The organism is Delftia sp. PE138 (assembly GCF_018320755.1).
GTDB lineage: Bacteria > Pseudomonadota > Gammaproteobacteria > Burkholderiales > Burkholderiaceae_C > Comamonas > Comamonas tsuruhatensis.
The window spans coordinates 26,612-43,384 of the sequence record NZ_JABEPN010000003.1 but is presented as its reverse complement, the minus strand read 5'-3'; the positions used below and the strand labels follow the sequence as shown (position 1 = coordinate 43,384).

Below are 16,773 nucleotides of genomic sequence, written 5' to 3'. Positions count from 1 at the left end.
GCACGGTGGGCGTTGATTTTTGGAAGTTCTGGGTCAATGCGTTTGAAGAAGACCCTATGACTTTCAATGGTTGCCGACTAGCGCTGCATCACATTTCTGAAGCATGTCTCTAAGCGCCATGAGCGTCTGCGGATCAGAAAGTCCTGTCTTGCCATCACACGCCACCAAGCGATCCATGATAGCGGGGGGCCAGTCCTCGATGTCATCGTCCAAGGCCAGCCATTGCCTGGGCTTTCTGCGGGTCACGTCCTCCAGGATTTGCTGGCCACGCGAAGTGTCCCGAAAGGTCGCCAGAAGCCAGGGATCCGCTCCGTGGACACGTTTGTGGAAAGTGCCACCGATGAAGCGGGCGCGCAGCTCCTTGGGCAACAGCTGCAGCGTCTTGGCATAGCCGGGGCGTATGCACCATGTACTGCTGAGCACGATGGCTACTTGGGGGTAGGGGGCGAGTTCTTCTTGCAAAAGGGGCAGCCACTCGAACAAGGAGTGCTCAGAGGCTTGGTATGGGCTCATGTAGATGCCACGTCGGGGATGCCAAAGCACAGCTTCATGGTGAACCACGCCGTCAAGATCAAGATACAAAACCACGTCAGCGGTGCGAGGCGAAGACGCAGGGATGTAGGGAGTCGAGCTGCCTGCGGACATGCTTGTCATTTCGGCATTTTCACGCCATGCGATGTGATCGTGGTCGGTGACCTTGGGGGGCAAGGGGCATCCGCCTACGGCGTGCCACTGCCTGCACCACGACACTGATGCCAGTAGCCCAGCCCGCCAGCGGTCCTTGCGACAACCCGACCACTCGCCCATGCCTCTTCCATCCCCCTCTTCAGAATCTGCGACGACTCCCGCACCAGTTCCTGCGCACAACGATCCCACGGCAGTGTCCCACCCCATCGATGGCTGCATTCGTGTTCGTGGCGCGCGCGAGCACAACCTGAAGAACGTGGATGTGGTGATTCCACGCAACTGCCTTGTGGTCTTCACTGGGGTGTCCGGCTCGGGCAAGTCATCGCTCGCCTTCGGCACCTTGTATGCCGAGGCGCAGCGCCGATACTTCGAATCGGTCGCGCCCTATGCGCGCAGACTCATCGACCAGGTGGGCGTTCCGCAGGTTGATGGCATTGATGGTCTGCCCCCTGCAGTGGCTCTGCAGCAGCATCGTGGCGCACCCACGGCGCGGTCGTCGGTTGGCAGCGTCACCACTCTTTCCAACCTGGTGCGCATGCTTTACTCCCGTGCTGGAGCGTACCCCGCGCACCAACCTATGCTGTATGCGGAGGATTTTTCACCCAACACCCCGCAGGGCGCCTGCCCGCATTGCCATGGACTGGGCCGTCTTTACGACGTGACAGAGGCGTCCATGGTGCCGGATGATTCGCTCACCGTGCGCGAGCGGGCCGTTGCCGCCTGGCCAAGCGCCTGGCAGGGCCAAAATCTGCGCGACATTCTCACAACGCTGGGGCACGACATCGACGTGCCTTGGCGCAATCTGCCGCGCAAGACGCGCGAATGGATCCTTTTCACCGACGAGCAGCCCACCGTGCCGGTGTACCCGGGACTCACGGTTGACGAGGTTCGGCGCGCGCGCCAAGCGGGCCAGCAGCCCAGCTACATGGGCACATTCACCGGCGCACGTCGCTATGTGATGCAGACATTTGCCACCAGCCAGAGCGCGATGATGAAGCGCAAGGTGTCCAAGTTCATGGTGGGGACGCGCTGCCCAGTCTGCCATGGCAAGCGGCTGAAGCCCGAGTCGCTTTCTGTCACCTTTTGCGGCCTGGACATTGGCGATCTGGCTCGCCTGCCCCTTGACGCCTTGGCCGATGTGCTCCGACCTGTGGCCGAGGGCGCGACCACTCCAACCGTGACGGGCGATGCCGGTGCTGCCATGACTGCTGCTGCACGCAAGCGCGCTGCACTTCAACGGAAGGCGGACGGCGCCTGCGCCCATGCAGCCGCACCCGATGTGCGCCGCACGCCCCACCTCTCGCCCGAAAAGCAGCTGGCTGCACAGCGCATCGCTCAGGAACTGCTGGTCCGCGTGCAGGCCGTGACCGGACTGGGGCTGGGTTACCTCTCGCTCGACCGGGCTACGCCCACGCTGTCACCGGGCGAGCTGCAGCGCCTGCGGCTGGCCACGCAGTTGGCATCGCAACTCTTCGGCGTGGTGTACGTGTTGGACGAGCCGTCTGCCGGACTGCACCCGGCCGACACCGCTTCGCTGCTGACTGCTCTGCAACGCTTGAAGGACGCTGGCAATTCCATCTTCGTGGTCGAGCATGACGTGACCACCATGCAGCGCGCAGACTGGCTGGTGGATGTAGGCCCCGGGGCCGGCGAGCGTGGGGGACGCGTCCTCTACAGCGGCCCGCCCGAAGGGCTCGCAGAGATATCCGAGTCGCAGACGCGTCGCTACCTGTTCGAGGACGGCACGCGTTCACGCCGCGAGCGGCGCACCCCCAAACCCGAAGATCGAAGTCAGGGTTGGCTGACGCTGCAGGGTGTACACCGCCACAATCTGCGTGGCGTCGACGTGGCCTTCCCCACAGCGTGCCTGACTGCTGTGACCGGCGTCTCCGGCTCGGGCAAATCGAGCCTGGTTAGCCAAGTACTGCTGGAGTTGGTCACCGCCCACTTGGGGCAGCCTCTTGCGTCGAGTGAAGGTGAAAGCCTGGCCGACGGGCCGCCTGATGCCACAGCGGACGGCGATGACTCGGTCTCCATCACGATGACAGATGAAGGCGCCACTACTTCAGGCCGACTTGGCGGGGCCACAGACCACGTTCGCCGGCTTGTGCGCGTGGACCAGCAACCGATCGGCCGTACGCCCCGCTCCAACCTTGCCACCTATACCGGCCTGTTTGATGCCGTGCGCAAGCTCTTCGCAGCTACACCGGCAGCGCGTAAAAGACGCTATGACGCGGGCCGCTTTTCGTTCAACGTCGCCAAAGGCCGCTGTTCCACCTGCGAGGGCGAAGGCTTCGTGAGCGTCGAACTGCTTTTTCTGCCCAGCGTGTACGCGCCGTGTCCCACCTGCCACGGCGCGCGCTACAACTCCGACACACTGTCCATCACATGGAACGGGCTCAGCATCGCCGATGTACTTGGCCTCACGGTGGACGCTGCCTGCGAGGCGTTTGCCGCCGAGCCAGCCGTGCTGAGGCCGCTGCATGCGCTGCGCGACATCGGGCTGGGCTATTTGCGTCTGGGCCAGCCCGCGACAGAGCTGTCAGGGGGTGAAGCTCAGCGCATCAAACTTGCCACCGAGCTGCAGCGTACCCAGCGCGGCCATACCCTGTACGTACTGGACGAACCTACGACGGGCCTGCATCCGGCCGACGTGGACCGCCTGATGCTGCAGCTGGACGCATTGGTCCAGGCTGGCAATACCGTCGTGGTGGTCGAACATGACATGCACTTCGTTGCCTCCAGCGATTGGGTGATCGATATTGGTCCTGGTGCGGGAACACAAGGTGGAAGCATCGTAGCGACTGGGACGCCGCATCAGGTGGCACGTTGCACCGCCTCGCGCACGGCACGGTATCTGGCGGCAGCATTGAACAACACCACCGCAAACTGAATGGCTCGCTTGCGATCCGCAACCTTGGAAAAACCGCAATACGCTCGACAACAGCTTTTGCGTGGGCGCACGTCGATTGGTTTCTGTCGCTACTCTCTGTTCAAGGCTTGTGTCAATTCTTCGTCAATAGAATGAATTTCTTTGCATGCTTTTTGTGCGCGAGCCTGAGTTGCCAGTTGATCATAGAAATTTGCGACTTCACGAAGCTGCTCTTCATCGAGGTCCTCAATCCCAATCATACGATTGCTGGCAGATTTACTCGCCGCCAGTAACTCGTTAAGTTTAAGATGTAGTGCGACGCTGTCCTTATTTTGGCTTTGCTGGATCAAAAAAACCATAAGAAATGTGACAATGGTCGTGCCGGTGTTAATCACCAGTTGCCAGTACTCTGAGAAAGAGAACACTGGTCCTGCGGCAGCCCAGACAAGCACGCAAACTAACGCTAAACAGAAAGCAACTGGGGAACCAGCCCACCGTGTCACTTTGCTTGCAAAATGGTCGAATGCCGTCAGTATTGGGGACCTGTCAGCGTAAGAGGCACTGGACGTGTCCGGCATTGAACCCAGCACGTCTTTGGCCGAGCTATTTGGAGTATTCGTTTTAGACATGATGTGCTCGGGTAATGCTGGAGACCGTATGGTCTCCAGGCATATGTAAAACAACGAATCCGCTACACAGCAGGGGGATCGGTTTCGCGTTCGGAATGTCGATGGCGCGCAATTGCAGATACAAACTGTGCGATTGCTGAATCGTCAATCCCCACCACGATCCCGGGATCTTCATTGCCTGAAGGCAGGAGCGGCGGGATTTGTGCCATGTGCATAAGAACCGTGGAAGCGGTCATGACCATTATGGGTTTGCAATGGCGATATTGATCTTTGATAAATTCAAGTGTGTGACCATCCCTAGCCAGTTCCTTGACGCCCATTTCCCCATCAGGCAAGACCAAAGCATCGAATAGGAATCCTGGTTCGTTTTCCAGTGACGCATCGGCATCGATGACCGCACCCTTACTGGTGGTTAACGGGCCAATGTGAGGGGCAACGAAACGTGGCACCGCTCCCAGCTCGAAGAGCTTGCTATGCAGCTTGAGCAGGCTCTCGGCTTCAACGCCATTGGCAACCAAAATTGCAACCTTGCGCCCCTGGATTCCTGTTTCTCCAGGTCGCGCGAGGAGCGACAACGAGGGCGACATGTTCACCTCAGCTGCAGGAGCGCTGGTCAGCGCCTTGGGCATCGGCTCGGGCATTTCCGTGATGCCCAGCTTAGCGGCTACCTGGTTTGCTAGCTCTTCAGAGACATTGCGTAAGGAAGACACCATTCGTTCACGGATGGCAGGAACCGTGACCTTGCTCAGCTCGAAACGGAAGGCTGCCGCGATGTGGGCCTGCTCAACCGGGCTTTGGCTATCGAAGAAAAGTTTGGCCTGTGTGTAGTGGTCTGCGAATTTCTCGGGTTTCGCACGCACTTTTCCTTGGGCCGCTCTGGCTTCGATCCGTGCAGGAACGGATACAAATCCTTGGGCAGCACCTGCCTGAAAGGGGCAACCGCCGCCCAGAGAATTGGGCTCGTAGGCTACCTTGCCACGGTGAATGGCCTGCCGATGCATACCGTCACGTTGGTTGTTATGTACCTGTGTCAAAGGGGTGTTTATTGGGATCTCATGGAAATTTGGGCCCCCAAGCCGCGAGATCTGGGTGTCCACATAGGAGTGGATGCGGCCGGCAAGCAGGGGATCGTTGGAAAAGTCGATGCCTGGAACCACATGCGCAGCACAGAACGCCACTTGCTCCGTCTCGGCGAAGAAGTTATCGGGGTTACGGTTCAAGACCATGCGGCCTATCGGGCGCACGGGAACCAGTTCCTCGGGGATGAGCTTGGTGGCGTCGAGGATGTCAAAACTGAACGCATCGGCCTCTTGCTCGGTGAAGACCTGCACGCCAAGTTCGTATTCAGGATAGGCGCCGGCCTCGATGCGTTCCCACAGGTCGCGCCGGTTGTAGTCCGGGTCCGCGCCCGAGATCTTGACCGCCTCGTCCCAGACCAGCGAATGCGTGCCCGCCTTGGGGTTCCAGTGGAACTTGACGAAGACCGACTGTCCCTCTGCATTGACGAAGCGGAAGGTGTGCACGCCAAAACCCTGCATCGTGGCGAAGCTGCGGGGGATGGCGCGATCCGACATCAGCCACATCAGCATGTGGGTGGACTCGGGCATGAGCGAGACGAAATCCCAGAACGTGTCATGGGCGCTCGCGGCCTGCGGCATCTGGTGATGTGGCTCAGGCTTGACAGCATGCACCAGGTCGGGGAACTTCATGGCGTCCTGGATGAAGAAAACCGGCATGTTGTTGCCAACCAGATCCCAGTTGCCTTCGTCGGTATAGAACTTCACTGCGAACCCGCGCACGTCACGTGCCGTGTCCTTGGAGCCGCGCTCTCCAGCCACCGTCGAAAAGCGCACAAACACTGGCGTGATCTTGCCTGCCTCTTGGAAGGGCGCGGCACGTGTCAGCTCAGTAAGCGGCTCATAGCACTCGAAGAAGCCGTGGGCGCCGGAGCCGCGCGCATGAACGATGCGTTCGGGGATGCGCTCATGGTCGAAATGGGTGATCTTTTCGCGGAGAATGAAGTCCTCAAGCAAAACGGGCCCGCGCTCGCCATACTTCAACGAGTTCTGGTTGTCCGCAATAGCCACGCCTTGGTTGGTGGTCAGCACCTGATCCGCCGCATCCACACGCACTCGGTCCAGCGTGTCTACGGTGGCATTGTTGCCCTGCACAGCCTCCGTACCTGTTTTGGCTGAGGAATTTTGCTCGGACAAGGTGCTGGCGGTTGCTAGGCGCGACGCAGAAGCACTCACAGCGCCAGGAGCAGGTCGTGTCCCGCTGTCAAAGCCATGCTCGCCAGCCTTGATCGGGTTGTAAGGGCGGCCGGCAGCAAGCGTCTCAGTTTGAAGAGATTTTTCCGACAGTTGGTCCACTGCCTGTATAGAAGCAGGACCACTATCTGTATTTCGTGCTGGGGCCGCCTTGACGCTGTCCCCGGATACCTTGCCCGTCTTTTTCATCGTGATCTCCTGGGTTAAGAAAATCAGAGGATAAGGTGAGCTCGCAATAAGAATGTAGGAGGAGGTTGATAAGTTCTAGAGATGGCGTCTGGGCGAATATTGAATGGCGCAATATTTTCTGCAATTAATACCGAAACCGCAATTTTTACCCTTACCGGATTGGCTCGTTTGCGGCTTCCGCCTACTTGCCTAGGTGCCAAAATTTGGCAGACACTGGGGAGAGCGTTTTCAATATCCCGAGTGTTTAATATCATGCAAATATACAGTGTCGAAATGCGGTTCGTCTACGATGTTCGTGATGCAAGTGGCGCTGACTTTATATTTGGCTTCCCTGTCGCGGCCGACAAACAGCAAGTTATTCTTGACGAGGCCATGAAGATCAATCAACCCGTTGAGTACAAATTGCCAGCCCGGCTACGACGTGGAAATCGTGTATTTCATCTCCATGCAGATCAAGGGAATTTTGAGCTGCTCTATAACTCTACTTTTTCACTAACACAGCGTGTTTTCCAATCTCGCGAATATAACGAGGTCCCTATTGGTGTGCTACCGTCAAGCACTCTGCCATATTTATATCCCAGCAGATACTGTCAGTCAGATAAGCTAGCTGCAATATCTTATAGAAACTTTGGCAAATCTGAACCTGGACTCCAGCGAATCGCCGCAGTCAGGGCTTGGGTAAGGAACTATATAGCCTATTACCCCGCAGCCGGGGCCACCACAACATCCGCTCTCGACACCATGATTGACCGGGCAGGCGGAGGACGCGAGATTGCCCACCTCACTATTAGTTTTCTGAGGGCTCTTAACATACCTTCCCGTTTGGTCACTGGCATAAGTTTTACAGAAGGTCAAAGCCAACCTATGCCAACTTTCCACGCCTGCGTGGAGGCTTTCCTGAGCGGTGGGTGGGTTTTGTTAGATCCGATAAGCACAGGAGATACGAAGAATTTCATAAGGATCGGCAGAGGACGTGATGCGGCTGATACTGCATATGCCACTATTTTCGGTGCGGTGATATCGTTGCAGCCTACAGTTTCGATGGAAAGAGACTCAAGTAATTTGACACAGCTGGGCAAATCTCCGCCCCCGGGTAATCCGAATTGCAAACAGCTTCCAAGATATTCTGGTGCCCGCCATCCTGCCGAACTTCGATTTTAATGACACTATTGTAGGTTGAACCATTTCAACACAAATTATCGGGCGCTATCAGTGGCGACCTCTCAATAGGCTTTATCGTTTATTTACAAAATCCTTTCCTACCGCAGGATAGGTGCGTAAAATTGCATCGTCTTCTCGCGCCGATGTTGGTGGTCCTAGTAAGAGCCAAAAATCGGTTGGATTTAATTGAGGATCTTTATTTCTGCGATGTAAAACTCGCCAACTATTGCAATATTGTGTTCAAAAAAAATTGTAAATATGGTGGCAGGGATTTTTGAAGAGTGGGTGATGGTCTTCGGGAGCTTCTGATTGCCGTTGCCCCATTAGAAATTGATTTTCAGGAAACGAATAAATGTTGGCCTGAGAATAATTAATTTTGGAGAATGATTTAACAATAAATGCATATATAGTCTTTGAACTATACGACGTGGCGATATTTCTTGCACCATGGTGGGGCTAAAGTTTTTCGCTTACCTTCATGAGGTGATTTTATGACCAGGAAGGAAAAGACGCCTGAGGAGTTGATCTCGGCGATATACCAAGCACTATTTAGCAGTCAGTATTCTGTCCATTTTCATGTGAAGAATTTACCAGGCATCTCGATAATGGCCCTACCTTTGCAACAAGATGCTTGTGCGTCCAATTGGGTCGTCAACATTGAATCAGGTGACCCCGAGCTTCGGGCAGCTATCAGGCACGCAGCATCCATGGTTCAACACGAGTTTGACCTGATTTCCCGTCACAGTTAATCAACGGCTCATGCATTTGAAATTCTTTTCTCGCACGCGACGAGCGGAGATAAACCGTGTGCGGGTAAACGCTCTTGTTGAATCGATATGTCAAAACACCATTGCCGGGTTTTCCCGCTACGCCTAGGATGCTCGACTGTGCAAGCCAAGGTATTTTGATCAGATGGTGGTCTGTGCGCTCATCTTACTAGGCTGATACCTCGTTAAAATCAGCAGTATGACGCCTCCTTTTCAAGATGAGAGACATCAGCGCCCACTACAGCGCTTGATTGGACGCCCTTTCTTAGCTGCTGCACTATCCCTCGGACTTTTGACTTTCCTGTTGGTCGCCACCAACGCATGGCTAGCATGGCGTGCACATGCAGACGCCTGGTCTCAGGCCGCAAAAACCTCTCGGAATCTTGGGCATTCTGTTGCACATCAATTAGACAGTGTGTTCAGCGAGGTCGCACGGGTACTTAACGCCATAGAATATATAATTGAGCAAGCAGATATGGAGCCGTCGGCCCTTGAGTCGCTTCAGCCATTGATGGTCAACCATCTAGGAAACGCCGATTATTTGCATGGAATATTTGTATATGATGCCAATGGAAATTGGCTCGTACACACACAGGCGACTCAACCACCGAACGCAAACAATTCAGACCGCGAGTACTTTATAAGCCATCGCGATAGCCCGAGCAAAAAAGTGCTTATCAGTAAGCCGTTGAAGAGTCGTTCCACGGGTGAATGGATTATTCCGGTTTCCAAGCGTCTCAATGATGCTAACGGAAGATTTGCGGGTGTTGTTCTTGCTACGATTAGAGTTGGATATCTATTGACTCTTTTGGATGGATTCGATATCGGGGAACAGGGCGCCATCTCACTGAGTCTTGCTGATGGTATTCTCGTTGTACGACGACCATATTCCGTTGAGGATTTGGGTAGAACCATTCCAAATAATCCACTCTTGAATATAGCAAAGAATGAACGGGCCGGAATGCTATTGCTAGCGTCCCCTTTCGATGGAATAAGACGACTCGTCATCTTCGAGCATCTGGGAAGTAATCCTCTCTTTGTGACAGTAGCGCTCTCAGAGGAGGAAATTCTGTCTCACTGGCGTAGCGCTACCCAAGTGCAAGCCATTTGTTTACTATTACTAATTACAGTTATCGCGCTATCTGGAAGCTATGTTTTCCGTAGCATGAAGGTCCGTCGGGAGGCTGACCGTGCGCTGCATAACGCTCATGAGCAAATCATGCGGAAAAACCAACAGCTTGCCGAACTCGCGGATCAAGATGGTCTGACAGGTATATTCAATAGGCGAGCGTTCGACATACGGCTCGCAGAGATTTTTGGACAAAGCCGTAGGTATCAGCGCAAACTATCAACAATAATCTTCGATGTAGATCATTTTAAGAATTACAACGATATTTATGGTCACTTGGCCGGTGACGATTGCCTAAGACAGGTGGCATCAGCCCTTTCAGGAGCTATGCGGCGACCTGGAGACATCTTGGCACGCTACGGAGGCGAGGAATTTTTCGCAATTCTTCCGGATACTGATGGGCAAGGTGCCTTGGAAGTGGCAAATAGTGCGAGAGAAAGAATTGAAAGTCTGATGCTTGTCCATGCAGGCAGCGATATTGGAATAGTTACCGTTTCCTGTGGCGTGGCAACGGCAGACTGGAACGACACAAATTTGACCTCCGAGAAGCTGATTGACCTGTCAGACCAAGCTCTGTATGCCGCGAAACGTTTGGGTAGAAACAGGTGCATCTTGAGAGCATCTGGTCGTGCAAAGGGAGAGCAGTAGATTCCGATCGCGCCAATTGCGCAAGCTCTTCATACAGAAATTCTCTGAAAAATACTACATCATCGTCCGTGCAGGCCTACAGAAATTAATGGCTATCGGTAGGAATATCAATATCCCTATCACTCGCCCTGGAGAACGATGATGCCCAAGACACGCTATGACGAAGTCCAGCTCAAGGATTTGCTGCTGCAAATGATGGAAACGGAGCTCGGCGGAGAACAGGTTTATCGGACGGCTTTGCAATGTGCCATCAACGAGGACCTGAAAGAGGAATGGGAAAAGTATCTGGAAGAGACGTTAAGCCACCAGAACGTTGTCCGCACGACATGTGAGTTCCTGAGCATTAATGCGGACGAAGTGACGCCTTCGCGCCAGGTGGTCAAGCACATCGGATTGTCGCTGGTAAAGGCCATGGAACTGGCGCTCACTGCCGGTGATCGCAGTGCAGCGCAGCTAGTTGCTTGCGAATGTGTGGTGCATGCGGAGACCAAGGACCACGCAAATTGGGAGCTACTGGGCATGGTGGCGGAAGTGGCCACCGGTGAGACAGGTAAGGCGCTCAAGGAAGCGCATGCGCGGGTGGAGAAGGATGAAGATCATCATCTCTATCACACAAAGGGCTGGTGCCGTGAACTCGCCATTCAGAGCCTCGGTCTGCCGGCCGTCCTGCCACCGCCTGAAGAGATCAAGCAAGTGGAGACTGCCATTGGTGCATCGCGTGCCGAGCAGCAGCGCAAATCTATGCTCTGACGACCAAAATGCCGCGTAGTCAGGTTTTAAAGCCTACCGACGTGCCTCGTAGTCCGGTGGTTCTGTTGCTGGTTGATGTAATCAACCCATTTAAATTCCCGAATGCCGGCGGTTTGGTTCGCGAGGCAGTACGAGCGGCATCCAGGATCTCGAAGCTTAAAGCCAAGCTTAAAAGTCGTAATATTCCGGCAATTTATGCTAATGACAACTATGGAACTTGGCAGAGCGAGTTTTCTGATATTCTTGTCGAATGCATGGGGTTGCCTGGACCTCGTGGCGAGATAGCGCGGACTCTCGCCCCCAGTGAGACAGATCTCGTGATATTGAAACCCCAGCATTCGGCATTTCATTCCACTCCGCTTCAGCATCTCCTCGATCGCATGGAAGCGGAGAAATTGATCATCGTGGGATTTGCCACCGATATGTGTGTCATGCTTTCTGCCACCGATGCACGGATGTCAGGATATAGCGTGTGGGTGCCGAGCGATTGTACGGCAGCTGAAAATCCTTCAAGAAAAGCATTTGCTTTGCGGCATCTTCGCCAGTCATTCAAGTGTTCTGTAAGAGCATCAACTGGGCGGATGGAGAGGGATGATTAAAGACCTGATCCTTTATGCAATAGCGAAGCTTGCCATATCTCACGCTGAACCGCGGCAAGCGATAGCATGTACAGACACTGATGAAGCAGCGGAAAACCTTGCCATACCAGTGTAGAGGTCAACTACATCTTGTGCGTGATTGTTATTTGGAAAAATGCGCCTCCAGCTTGACCGAGCCTCAATGCCTCACCAGATTCATGCGCGATGACCTCTTGGACTTTTGCATGTGCAAGCGCAGTCTTGGCACGCCAATCCTTGGCGCTTTCTGTACATCCCAAACTGGCGACATACCCGTCATAGAGCCCATAGGTACCGCCAAAGATGGTCAACATGGCTGTCTTGAAAGCATGCTCAGCAGCTTTGAGTTCCTCAGAGCCTAGGCTATGAGCATTTCGCAAGACCACTTCGATTTCGCAGTCGGGACTCGGGAGACCCTCAACATAGTCACGAGATGGACGTGCATCCCCGGGCGGAAGATAAGACATCCCTTCAAGGGCAGCAGCCAAGTTGGCATTTTTCTTGGCGTGGGTTTGGTAAACATTCATATTGCTCTCCGTTAACCGTAACTTTCGCTCCTGTGCATGCGAAATATTATCGAATCGGTCCAGCATCCATTACACCTTTGCAGGAGCGTTCCACCAAGCTCCAAGTGCTCGACACAGATGTTCTGGATCAGCTGGCTTGGTAAAAATCAGATCGAACTCTGTCTCAGCTATGCGGCACCGCATCTGTGCCTGGCTATGTCCCGTAATGGCCACGATAAAAAGGCGCGCGCCTAGCGCTGAGTCTCGAATTACTTGGGCCACCTCCACTCCGTCCATTTCAGGCATCCCAATGTCCAAGAGGACAACGTTCCAGGAACCCTGCGCAAGTTTTTTCAAGGCTTCTCTTGCACTGGTGCATGGCGAAGCCTCGGCGCCGTCCATTTCCAACAGTGCTGCCATCGTCTCAGCGATATCGGAGTCATCATCCACAACCAAGATGCGCATGCCGTAAAGGGGGAGCGCTCCTAAATCCTCATCCGTTGCATTCGTGTCGGGTTGATTTTGCACGCTGCCCCCTTAAGGTATCAAGAATAAAAATTCTCATTCATTTGGATGAGAAAGTTTCACCGGTGCCCAATTTATTTCAACTGTTGCCATTATTAACAAATCGGTGCAAGCTTAAGACCTGCCTACGACATTGAGGTGATAGAGAAATTCTAAGATCTCAGAGAAATTGCTCAATTCTGTCAAAGCTCGAAAATATTCCTCAGTACCTCGGCAAGACATCACGAGATGGCTGTCAACAGCTCAAGCGATAGACCACAGGATTTCCAGTTGCGCTATTGGATTCTCCAGCTGAGGATGCACTTTGTACATCTTTCTGTAATTGTTGGACTGTCGCAGCTTAGGCACTATCCCGATAAATGCATGGGGAGGTCTGAATCAGGGTCCGTGCGGCAAATGCCTACAGTTCCGCAGCCGTTCTTCTGGCGCGCGAGTCTTGCTGCAAGCTCGGCAGTAGGGTTCTACTCGCCTGACATTGCGGGCACAAAAATTGCCCCACCACTTGAGGTTGAAACTCAATTTCAGTGGCAGTTAATCTAACGACGGAGATTCTGATGAAGGCACTTACCTACCACGGTTCCAAGGATGTTCGTTACGAAACGGTGGCAGATCCTCAACTGCAAGATGAGGAGGACATCATCATCAAGGTAACTGCTACTGCTATATGCGGCTCAGACCTTCATATCTATCGTGGAAAGATTCCTGAAATGGAGACCGGTGATATTCTGGGACATGAATTCATGGGGGTGATCGAGGAAGCAGGAAGAGGTGTAAAGCACCTGAAAAAGGGAGATAGGGTAGTCGTGCCGTTCGTCATTGCTTGTGGCGAATGTTTTTTCTGTAATAGATCACTTTTTGCTGCTTGCGAAGAAACCAATTCGGGGCGCGGGGCCATTATCAACAAAAAGTCTGCAAGGCCTGGAGCTGGACTGTTTGGCTACAGCCACCTGTACGGCGGGTACTCGGGTGGACAGGCGGAATATGCTCGAGTTCCTCGGGCCAACGCTGGGCCAATTCTGATACCGGATTTTTTGGGTGATGATCAGGTGCTTTTTCTGTCGGATATCTTGCCTACCGGTTATCAGGCGGCACTCAATGCCCGTATCTCCAAGGGGTCCACGGTAGCTATATTTGGTGCTGGACCTGTAGGGTTGATGAGCGCACTATGTGCGCGCTTCCTGGGGGCTGAAACGATTTTCATGGTGGACGATAACGTTGACCGTCTGGAATTTGCAAAACAAACATATGGCGTGATACCTATCAATTTTTCGGATATTGATGATCCTGCCGAATTTATTCTTGAAAATACCCACCACCGAGGCGTGGATGCCACGATTGACGCTGTGGGCTTTGAGGCCAAGGGAAGCGCCGTGGAGACCGTACTCACCACTCTGAAAATCGAGGGCTCCAGCGGGAAGGCACTGCGCCAGTGCATTGCGGCTACCCGACGCGGCGGTGTGGTCAGCGTTCCCGGCGTTTATGCGGGCTTCATCCACGGCTTTCTTTTTGGAGATGCCTTTGACAAGGGGCTGTGCTTTGAGATGGGGCAGACGCATGTTCAGAAATACCTCCCCGATCTGCTTGATCACATTGCTAACGGATTGATGAAGCCTGAAGTAATTATCTCGCATCGCATGGACTTGAGCGAGATTGTCAAAGGTTATGAAATATTCGAAAAGCAGGAAGAATCTTGTCGCAAGGTGGTACTAACTCCTTAGTCTGTTCAATGACAACACGAATGAAATACAGAGTTCGCCGGACAGGGTAACTCTGCCTATGCAGATTATTCGCAAAGGTTGTGAGTGCATCTCGCTTTTTGATTTTTCCGAAATCTCTAGGAGTGGATTATGTCAAAGCAAAACCGCAAGAACATGAATCATGGTCTGGGATTTTATTCCGGGGCGTTGCAGGAAAATCCGAGAAATACACGACAAGTCCATCAGAGGCAATGAGTAGCTTTAATGCCTTGCGGGGCTTTTGATATGCCAAGCACTTTTCAACCTAGTAGGAGCCTTCATGACCCAGTCCTTTACTCCGGAAGATGTGTATCTTGAAAGAGTTGTTTCCGGACTTGATGTTTCCGCGGAGAACCAAGTTGTCTGCTCCGTGAAAGGAGCCGACCGGGAAAAGGATGAGTATTTTTCGTGTCTATGGTTGATTTCCCCGGTGGGCGAAGAGCCCAGACAGCTTACCTGGGGATCGAGTCTTGACAGCGGGCCTCGATGGTCCCCCGATGCTTCCCAGATCGCTTATCTGTCCAACCGGAACCAAGGTTCGTCCCAGGTCTATCTCCTGCCTTGCAATGGTGGAGAGCCTCGCCAACTCACTAGCCTTGCGCGCGGCGCTTCGGATACGCGCTGGAGCCCCACCGGGGACAGGCTGCTGGTGATAGGCAATGTCACCGTTGACCCCAACCAGCGTCACGAAGGATGCGTCCGGGACGACGGGGCCAAGGCCAAGGCGCCAGATCCAGATTCTCCGAAGCTGTGCTGGAGGCTTCCTTACAAGCTCAACGGAACAGGCTACATCCTCGACACCCGCAGTCACCTGTTCGTCGTCGATGTGAACGATGGGCAGACGACTCAGATCACTTCCGGAGATTACGAGGTCCGCAGTGCGGCGTGGAGCCCGGATGGAAAGAAAATATGCATTTCCAGAACCCGAGAAAAACCCAATGAATATCACTGTACGGATATTTGGGTGCTGGATGTCGAGAACGACAACGTGCGCAGGGCTGAGCGCATGTCCTTTGACCAGGCCAACAGTTCATCACCCAGCTGGTCGCCCGATGGCCGATGGATAGTCTTTACGGGCTCCCTGAATTCAGGTGATCCCCAGTGTAGGCTCTGGTTGATAGATCTGGAAACCAAAGAGGTCAAAGGGCTGGGCTCCGAATCCTTGGAGGTGGTTCCCGGAGACCTGTGCTGGACCCGAAGTGGTAATTCGGTCGGTTTCATACAGGCGCGCGAGGGTGTGCAGTCCGCCGCTTTGATCTCGGTGCCGGAGGGGCAATGCAAAGTGATTGCCAAAGGCAACCGTCATCTGGATTCATTGGCCCTAGGGGATGGGTTTGTGTACACGGCAGAAGATCCGGCAAGCCCGCAGGAAGTCTATTACAAGGCAATCGGCGGGGAGCAAGAGCAGAAAATCAGCAGCTTCAATGCTTGGTGGAATGAAAGAGACAAGCTGGCTGTGATGTATAGGAGCTTTTGCGCGCCTGACGGCGATGGCGGAACGGAGGATATAGACGGCTGGGTGTTGCAACTGCAAGGCGGTATCGAGAGAAAAAGAAAAACGAAGGGGCCGCTGCTTGTTGACTTCCATGGCGGGCCGGCAAGCTACGTAGATTTGAGGTTTTCCGCCCATTCCTATTGGCAGATATTAGCCTGCGCTGGTTGGACGATATTGTCAGCCAACACGGTTGGATCATGCAGTTATGGCAGAAAGTTCTCGGACAGGCTGCGCGGCAAATGGGGTGAACTTGATTTGCCGCAGCATCTGGCCATCGTGAAGCAGCTGCAGATTGAGGGGGTAGTTGGCGACAGCATCGCGGTCAGTGGAACCTCCTATGGAGGTTTCATGGCAGCCTATAGCATTGGAAAGTGTGAATGGATTAGCGCTGCTGTTGTGTGCGCCCCGGTCGGGAATATCGAGTCTCATTTTGGTACTTCCGACGGTGGGTATTATTCTGACACCTACTCCATAGATGCGAAGAAGATTGAGTTCCACCAGCTTGCGTATCGATTGTCGCCAACGTTTCTTATGGATAACGTGAGAGCTCCCACGCTATTCATACAGGGTATGGAAGACGAGCGTTGTCCAAAGTCACAGACGGAAGAGCTTTATGTGAAATTGGCCTGTGCTGGAAACGTTAAGACGGAAATGGTTCTCTACCCTGGAGCTGATCATTCATTTTCTGTCTCAGGGCGGCCTTCGCATCGCGTTGACGCGCTTCAAAGAATATGTGAATGGCTTGAAAGTTGTATAGAAAATAAGAGTTGAGATTCTTATGAGTCCGTGAAA

Annotated in this window: 12 protein-coding genes; 7 read left to right on the top strand and 5 right to left on the bottom strand. The window is 53.8% G+C overall.

Annotated features, from left to right (window positions below; all coding sequences use genetic code 11):
* Positions 1-63: 63 nt before the first annotated feature.
* Positions 64-645 carry an HAD domain-containing protein gene (locus tag HFGMBDPB_RS12530; protein WP_502757468.1) on the bottom strand — a complete coding sequence of 194 codons (582 nt, stop codon included), beginning with the start codon at positions 643-645 and terminating at the stop codon, positions 64-66.
* A 160-nt stretch (positions 646-805) separates the two neighbouring features.
* Between HFGMBDPB_RS12530 and HFGMBDPB_RS12525 the strand changes: the two genes are divergently transcribed.
* On the top strand, positions 806-3,580 hold the full coding sequence (locus tag HFGMBDPB_RS12525) for an excinuclease ABC subunit UvrA (RefSeq protein ID WP_212645507.1): 2,775 nt from the start codon (positions 806-808) through the stop codon (positions 3,578-3,580).
* A gap of 89 nt (positions 3,581-3,669) precedes the next feature.
* Here HFGMBDPB_RS12525 and HFGMBDPB_RS12520 read toward each other — a convergent pair whose 3' ends face one another.
* Both HFGMBDPB_RS12520 and HFGMBDPB_RS12515 read right to left on the bottom strand, forming a co-directional pair.
* Positions 3,670-4,188, bottom strand: a complete 519-nt coding sequence (locus tag HFGMBDPB_RS12520) for a low affinity iron permease family protein (RefSeq protein ID WP_171249260.1) — start codon at positions 4,186-4,188, stop codon at positions 3,670-3,672.
* Positions 4,189-4,250: 62 nt separating this feature from the next.
* A complete protein-coding gene (locus HFGMBDPB_RS12515) occupies positions 4,251-6,647 on the bottom strand; it encodes a catalase (protein WP_212645506.1) in 2,397 nt (798 codons plus the stop codon).
* Between the two features lie 81 nt (positions 6,648-6,728).
* Between HFGMBDPB_RS12515 and HFGMBDPB_RS30030 the strand changes: the two genes are divergently transcribed.
* The 4 genes from HFGMBDPB_RS30030 to HFGMBDPB_RS12495 all read left to right on the top strand — a co-directional run bounded on the left by HFGMBDPB_RS30030 (position 6,729) and on the right by HFGMBDPB_RS12495 (position 11,701).
* Positions 6,729-7,808, top strand: coding sequence for a transglutaminase-like domain-containing protein (locus HFGMBDPB_RS30030; RefSeq protein ID WP_154833152.1), 1,080 nt, complete (start codon positions 6,729-6,731; stop codon positions 7,806-7,808).
* Between the two features lie 966 nt (positions 7,809-8,774).
* On the top strand, positions 8,775-10,352 hold the full coding sequence (locus tag HFGMBDPB_RS12505; RefSeq protein ID WP_212645505.1) for a sensor domain-containing diguanylate cyclase: 1,578 nt from the start codon (positions 8,775-8,777) through the stop codon (positions 10,350-10,352).
* Between the two features lie 141 nt (positions 10,353-10,493).
* Positions 10,494-11,102, top strand: a complete 609-nt coding sequence (locus HFGMBDPB_RS12500) for a hypothetical protein (protein WP_034366608.1) — start codon at positions 10,494-10,496, stop codon at positions 11,100-11,102.
* An 8-nt stretch (positions 11,103-11,110) separates the two neighbouring features.
* Positions 11,111-11,701 (top strand): cysteine hydrolase family protein, encoded by a 591-nt coding sequence (locus HFGMBDPB_RS12495; RefSeq protein ID WP_050042247.1) that lies wholly within the window; start codon positions 11,111-11,113, stop codon positions 11,699-11,701.
* 122 nt (positions 11,702-11,823) lie between these two features.
* On the opposite strand, the gene HFGMBDPB_RS12490 is transcribed toward HFGMBDPB_RS12495, so the two are convergent.
* Together HFGMBDPB_RS12490 and HFGMBDPB_RS12485 are read right to left on the bottom strand one after the other, a co-directional pair.
* On the bottom strand, positions 11,824-12,246 hold the full coding sequence (locus HFGMBDPB_RS12490) for a hypothetical protein (protein ID WP_152630152.1): 423 nt from the start codon (positions 12,244-12,246) through the stop codon (positions 11,824-11,826).
* Positions 12,247-12,315: 69 nt separating this feature from the next.
* Positions 12,316-12,753, bottom strand: a complete 438-nt coding sequence (locus HFGMBDPB_RS12485; RefSeq protein ID WP_050042244.1) for a response regulator — start codon at positions 12,751-12,753, stop codon at positions 12,316-12,318.
* A gap of 551 nt (positions 12,754-13,304) precedes the next feature.
* Here HFGMBDPB_RS12485 and HFGMBDPB_RS12480 point away from each other — a divergent pair.
* Together HFGMBDPB_RS12480 and HFGMBDPB_RS12475 are read left to right on the top strand one after the other, a co-directional pair.
* Positions 13,305-14,468, top strand: a complete 1,164-nt coding sequence (locus HFGMBDPB_RS12480; RefSeq protein WP_046985313.1) for a zinc-dependent alcohol dehydrogenase — start codon at positions 13,305-13,307, stop codon at positions 14,466-14,468.
* 298 nt (positions 14,469-14,766) lie between these two features.
* Positions 14,767-16,752, top strand: coding sequence for a S9 family peptidase (locus HFGMBDPB_RS12475; protein ID WP_212645504.1), 1,986 nt, complete (start codon positions 14,767-14,769; stop codon positions 16,750-16,752).
* The last annotated feature ends 21 nt before the right edge of the window (positions 16,753-16,773 follow it).

Excerpts from the sequence above, each read along its gene's own strand:
- HFGMBDPB_RS12530 (WP_502757468.1), bottom strand. The coding sequence starts at position 645 with ATGTCCGCAGGCAGCTCGACTCCCTACATCCCTGCGTCTTCGCCTCGC.
- HFGMBDPB_RS12525 (WP_212645507.1), top strand. The coding sequence starts at position 806 with ATGCCTCTTCCATCCCCCTCTTCAGAATCTGCGACGACTCCCGCACCA.
- HFGMBDPB_RS12520 (WP_171249260.1), bottom strand. The coding sequence starts at position 4,188 with ATGTCTAAAACGAATACTCCAAATAGCTCGGCCAAAGACGTGCTGGGT.
- HFGMBDPB_RS12515 (WP_212645506.1), bottom strand. The coding sequence starts at position 6,647 with ATGAAAAAGACGGGCAAGGTATCCGGGGACAGCGTCAAGGCGGCCCCA.
- HFGMBDPB_RS30030 (WP_154833152.1), top strand. The coding sequence starts at position 6,729 with ATGGCGTCTGGGCGAATATTGAATGGCGCAATATTTTCTGCAATTAAT.
- HFGMBDPB_RS12505 (WP_212645505.1), top strand. The coding sequence starts at position 8,775 with ATGACGCCTCCTTTTCAAGATGAGAGACATCAGCGCCCACTACAGCGC.
- HFGMBDPB_RS12500 (WP_034366608.1), top strand. The coding sequence starts at position 10,494 with ATGCCCAAGACACGCTATGACGAAGTCCAGCTCAAGGATTTGCTGCTG.
- HFGMBDPB_RS12495 (WP_050042247.1), top strand. The coding sequence starts at position 11,111 with ATGCCGCGTAGTCAGGTTTTAAAGCCTACCGACGTGCCTCGTAGTCCG.
- HFGMBDPB_RS12490 (WP_152630152.1), bottom strand. The coding sequence starts at position 12,246 with ATGAATGTTTACCAAACCCACGCCAAGAAAAATGCCAACTTGGCTGCT.
- HFGMBDPB_RS12480 (WP_046985313.1), top strand. The coding sequence starts at position 13,305 with ATGAAGGCACTTACCTACCACGGTTCCAAGGATGTTCGTTACGAAACG.
- HFGMBDPB_RS12475 (WP_212645504.1), top strand. The coding sequence starts at position 14,767 with ATGACCCAGTCCTTTACTCCGGAAGATGTGTATCTTGAAAGAGTTGTT.